Source organism: Lentilactobacillus farraginis DSM 18382 = JCM 14108, from assembly GCF_000583655.1.
GTDB classification, from domain to species: Bacteria; Bacillota; Bacilli; order Lactobacillales; family Lactobacillaceae; genus Lentilactobacillus; species Lentilactobacillus farraginis.
In genome coordinates this window covers 1-5,735 of the sequence record NZ_BAKI01000072.1, presented here as the reverse complement: position 1 = coordinate 5,735, position 5,735 = coordinate 1, and the positions used below count along the sequence as shown (strand labels likewise).

General features: G+C 42.4%; 3 protein-coding genes and 1 pseudogene. 3 read left to right on the top strand and 1 reads right to left on the bottom strand.

Going from position 1 to position 5,735, the window contains the following annotated elements; genetic code table 11:
- On the bottom strand, positions 1-341 hold a 341-nt coding region (locus JCM14108_RS13365), incomplete at its 3' end, for a hypothetical protein (protein ID WP_051996229.1).
- A gap of 217 nt (positions 342-558) precedes the next feature.
- Between JCM14108_RS13365 and JCM14108_RS13360 the strand changes: the two genes are divergently transcribed.
- The 3 genes and pseudogenes from JCM14108_RS13360 to nrdI all read left to right on the top strand — a co-directional run bounded on the left by JCM14108_RS13360 (position 559) and on the right by nrdI (position 5,721).
- Positions 559-1,968: a hemolysin family protein gene (locus tag JCM14108_RS13360; RefSeq protein WP_035181435.1), complete on the top strand. Its 1,410-nt coding sequence runs from the start codon at positions 559-561 to the stop codon at positions 1,966-1,968.
- A 117-nt stretch (positions 1,969-2,085) separates the two neighbouring features.
- Positions 2,086-5,207 (top strand): annotated as a pseudogene (locus tag JCM14108_RS16170) (YfhO family protein).
- Positions 5,208-5,271: 64 nt separating this feature from the next.
- A complete protein-coding gene (gene nrdI, locus JCM14108_RS13350) occupies positions 5,272-5,721 on the top strand; it encodes a class Ib ribonucleoside-diphosphate reductase assembly flavoprotein NrdI (protein ID WP_035181434.1) in 450 nt (149 codons plus the stop codon).
- The last annotated feature ends 14 nt before the right edge of the window (positions 5,722-5,735 follow it).

Here is a 5,735-nt window from a genome sequence, read left to right as displayed (position 1 = left end):
AATAAGTCGGCCAATTTCTCCAGTGCCTCTTCGCGGGTTTTAATGACATCCATATTCCAAATAATGGAATCGATGTCACCGCCGACGAAGTCAAATTTTTCGTAGTAGATATATGGATTCTTGTCACTCTTTTGAAAGACCTTATCAATTTCTTTTGAAAAGCCCTTTGCCCAATCGTCGTCATCCATTTCTTTAAAGTCAAGTTTAGTAATGTAACCTTTTTGGTTGATCAAATCGACAGCCTTTTTTACTTCATCAGTCGGATAGTTAAAATCCTTTTCGGGTTTCTCTTCCTCGTCCGCCTTTTTTTCTCTTGCACTTTCCTTAGCTTTCTGAGCCATAAGATACATCCCCTTATTTCTGTCTAACTTAAGCGTATCACTGTTGGCAGCCAAAATTAAGAAAAAACACTCATTTTTCTTGAATTGGAAAAATCACGGGACAATCTTATCCACGCACCGATATATACTTAAAAAAAGACTTGTATAAGCGTATAATTAGGGGTAGTCTTTTATTACCAATCGCATAGGAATAAATAAACTTTAAATATATTTTGAAATGAGGAATAGAATTTTGGGCGATAGCCAGTTAATGACCAATTTATTGATTATTATAGTGACGTTCTTCTTTGCTGCTTTCTTCGTTGCAAGTGAATTTGCGCTTGTTCAATCAAGGCTGAGTGCGCTTGAAGAAAGAAAGAAGAAATTAAAGGATCAAAAAATAGTTAAGGGTAAGAAAGTAACCAAAATAAATCGGGAAATCCATATGGTTACCAACTTGAACGAGTACCTTTCAACAACTCAGGTTGGTGTCAGCCTGGCCGGCATTATCCTTGGTTATATTGGTGAATCCTTTGTTGTGACAATTTTGGTTGACATCATGGAGATTCATAATTCACCGATCAATCCGGCAACGGCTCACGCAATCGGAGCCGTCTTGGGGATTATTATCCTGACTTACCTGGAAGTGGTCCTAACAGAAATTGTCCCTAAAAATATTAGTATTGATATGCCAATGAAGGTATTGAACTTTGTTTCAACGCCGCTTCATTACTTCCACATTATCTTTTATCCGTTTGTCTGGTTGCTAAACGTTTCCGCAAACGGGATTGTAAGATTATTGGGATTGCCGTTTGCAAATGAAAATGCCGAATCCTTCTCCCAAGCAGAAATCCTAAGTCTATCCAAAAATGCGGTTAAAAGCGGGCAATTGGAACAAAATGACTACCTATACATGCGACGGGCCTTTCAATTAAACGACAAGGTTGCCAAGGACATCATGATTGATCGAACCCAATTAGTTGTCATCGACATCACAACCAACGTTAAACAGGCCATTCAAGTTTATCTGCAAAAGAAATTCAGCCGCATTCCAGTTGTGGCCAATAATGATAAGGACAAAATCCTCGGCTACGTTTATAACTACGATTTGATTCGACAATCTCAGGTTGATTCCAGTATTAAAGTTGACCGGTTGCTTCGAGAAATTTCAACCACCCCGGAGATGACGCCGATTACAGATGTACTCCACCAGATGATTAAAAAAAGAACACCAATCGTTGTCGTCGTTGATGAATACGGCGGAACTTCCGGCATCATCACCGATAAGGATATCTATGAAGAATTATTTGGAACGGTTCGTGATGAAATCGATCCCTCCTTTACCGAATACGTCTTCAAGCAACCCAATGGTACTTATCAGGTCAGTGGAAAATTAACGACTCATGATTTTGAACGTTACTTTGATGCTGATTTTCCGGAATTCACCAGTTCTGACGCCGTAACGTTGGCCGGTTACTTCCAGGATAACTATCCGGATGTTAAAGTCGGCGACGAAATTTCATTTGAAAACTTTGATTTCAAGATTGTTGATTTGGAAAATTCATTCATCAATTGGTTCGAAGTTACCAAGCACAAGCCAAAGCCGGCACCTAAAGATTCCGGCGACGATAAGAATAGCTCTCACTAATATAAAAACTCAGGGACTGGCACAAGACGTTTCGTTTTGCAGACAGTCTCTTTGTATATCGGGGTTGTTTTGGTTTAAACTCATAATAACGAAGATATCTTCTAGGAGGATTTAAAATTGACAAAGCTATGGCGAAAAACACCGGCCTGGCTTACATACTCGGTGTTATTTACTGTGCTGATCGGCTTTATTGCCGGCAGCTTACTTATGACCGGCCGCTCAATGGTTTGGGAATTAGACGGGTTTGCCCAGCACTATCCCATTTTGGTGCAGCTCCGCCACATGATTGCGGCCTTTCTCACCAACCCCAGTCAGGGATTCACTCACTGGAGCTGGCACATCAGTCTTGGGTCCGATCAGTTAACCAATCTTTCATACTATGTCATTGGCGATCTGTTTAATTACCTGGTCATTCTATTTCCCAAAAATCATCTCGAAATGGCATTCGCGTTTCTGGTTTTCCTGCGGATGTACGTCTCCGGACTGGCTTTTATGCTCTACACGTCAACCTACCAGTTCAAAAAATCAGTCGGATTATCGGTGCTTTGGCTTACGCGTTTAATGGTTACGCGCTGTCTACCGGCCTGCATCACCCATTTTTCATCCTGCCGTTGATTTTCTTTCCGTTGCTGTGTTACGGAATTGATCGGGTACTCTTGAACAAATCATGGCTTCCACTGGCCCTGGCTGTCTTTTTAACACTGTTTGCCAACTTTTACTTTGCTTGGATTTTGGCAATTGGGACGTTTATTTACCTAATCATTCGACTTCTCAGTCGTCGAAAAGCCGGTGATTTTCATTTTTGGCAATCAGTTGGAAAGATGGCGCTGGCAGTTATTTTAGGGCTGGGAATGTCCGCGGTTGTTTTTCTACCGACGGCGCTTTTCGCTACTAAATCAACTCGCATTCACCAGCCTTCGCCAACGGCATGGTCTTCTTTCCACCTGAATATTACCTGAAAATGCCGAGTGCCATTCTGCCAACCGGTCGGGCAATGAACTTTTGGCTGGTTATCGGGATTTCCAGCCTATCCTTTCTTGGGGTTATTTACACCCTCAAACATTTTAAAAAATATCGCTGGCAAAATATCGGGTTAATCGTTGCCTTAATCGGCATCCTGATTCCGGCTTTTGGTGCTATCATGAACGCTGTTTCAACGCCTTCCAACCGATGGTTCCTGTTGGCCAATATCATTTTCGGCTTGGCAACAATGGCGCTGGTTGACCATTTAGATCAATTAACCAAGAATGATATTGCCTGGTTGACGGGCGCCGGTACTTTGCTGATTATAATTGTTTGGGCCGCAAACGGCTTTATTTTAAATTTAAAGGCCCATGATGCCGTAACCTATGGCTTTCTGTTGTTAACGGTCATCGCACTGTTAATCACCTTTATCTTCAAATGGCAACCATGGATTAAAGTGGGGTTAATTCTGGTTCTCTTTATGTTGAATCTGGCAGCCAACATCATCGGCATTTACAGCCCCAATGCCAGCAGCTTGGCAATTCAGCAATTAAACCGCGGCTTGGCCACCCGCTTTAGCAAGGACTATTACAATGGTGCCCAACAATATGTCAAACAACAGTCCGGCTTCTTTCGGACCTCTATGGCACCACGGTATCACTATAACGAACATCTGCAGAACCTGGCCAATTATACCAACACCAACACGGATCTTTCAATAAACAGCGGTATTAACAACACCTCCGTTTACTTAACCCTCCAAAACGGTTACTTAGGTAAATTCTCCCGCTCGGTCGGCAATAGTCAATTCTCAATGAACACGCCGATCGCTCAAGGGGATTACCGAACAGCTTTCAATAACTTACTGGGGGTTCGCTACGTCTTTGCCAAAGCAAACACCAAAAAACCGCCAATGGTGCCTTATGGCTATCATTTGGTCAAGAATGCCAACGGTCAGCCCAAAGTCTTTCAGGCCAAAGCCAGGGTCAACGCGGTGCCGGCAATCGAAAATATGGCTGGGACGGTTATTTACAAGACAAACAATGCCCTGCCACTGGCCTATACGCAATTCAAAACTTTTTCAACCAACGCGTACAATCGTCTAAATCCAGTCAACCGGGAACGGGTAATGACACAGGGGGCTGTTGTTGATGCCAAGCACAATACGCAGCCGCTCAATTACCAGTCGCCAAGTAAAAATTTGGATTATCAGGTTCAAGTTGACCGCTCAAGTTTTATTGACTCCGGAAAAAAATTAACGCTTATCGCCTGGGAATCTTAGGTGATAAAAATCAAAAGCAGCTGGTTAATCAACCGCATGCGCAAGTTAGTCTGGGGGCCAATTTACAAAAAACCAAGGATTTGCTGGCTACCAACCGGATGATTTATGAGAATAATCAGTACGAGAATCGAAACGGCCTCAAAAAGCTGACCACTGATGTCACCGGCAAACCGCTCCAATATTATTTAAAAGTCAAACAACCAAAGCAAACTAAAAACGCCGAGCTCTATTTGGTACTGAGCGGTATCAAACAAACCGACGGGACAGTTGCCGATCATAATAAGTGGATGGCCAACAAATATCTGCTTCAAAATAAGCTTTATTCCCGATTGGGCAAGTTAAACGTTGCCAGACACAGCCTATTAAAGCCAACGTTTGGTGGTTATAATTTTGATGCCTACACAACCGGTTTTCACAATGGCTACGCACAATATGATAACGATAATCTTTCAAATTATCGTCAAATTGATAATATGGTTTTAAACTTGGGATATTCAACCAAGTCCCGCAAACGGATTAAATTAAACTTCGATATGGTTAAAAATATCAAGTTCAAATCTGTTAAATTAATCGCAATGCCATTCAACAAATCCTACGACAAACAAATGCAAAAGCTTAAACAAAGCGGCCTGAACAATTTAAAGGTGTCGACTAACCAGGTAACCGGCCAATCTCATAATGACATAAGCGGTACCCTGGTCACATCAATCCCTTATTCAAGTGGTTGGCGATTAACAATCGACGGCAAGCCTACCAAAACCTTCGTCGTCAATAAGGCTTTGTCGGTGCCAAACTGCCTGCTGGAAAACACCAAATCAAGCTTATGTATGAAACGCCGGGATTAGGGCTCAGCAAATGGATTTCAATCTTTAGCTGGTTAATTGTAATTTTGTCGATTAGCTACGTCGGCGTTCGCTTCCTGCTGGTAAGGAAAAGCCAACCAAATAACGCTAATAATAAACAGTCACCAACCAATCGAAAACCGCTTGATTAGTTGCCTGATAGTGGTTACAGTATGATTATGCAGCTTAATATCTTTGTAAATGAGGAGAAGTGCTATGACGCCCATCAGAATTTTATTTATTTCAATCGAAGGAAATACCCGCTCTTTCGTTAAGGATTTAACCAAGTATGCAGTGGGGATGCATGATCAGGATGCGGGTAACCCCTTGGTTATTACCAAAGAAATCAGCGAACAATCCGATTTTGAAGACGAAACCGAACCGTTTTTTGCCTTTGTACCGACATATCTGGACGGCGGTAACGGCATCGACAACGGGGTCAAGGAATTGATGACCAACACGCTCGGTGAATATATTGCCTATAATCAAAACGCGTCACGCTGCCGGGGCATTGTCGGCAGCGGCAACAAAAATTTCAACGAACAGTATTGCCTCACCGCTAAACGTTACGCTTCCAAATTCAACGTACCGTTTTTGGCGGATTACGAACTCCGAGGAACTGGGCGGGATGTTGAACGCATTTATAAATTATTGGCTACTACCTAAATTGGTTTCATACT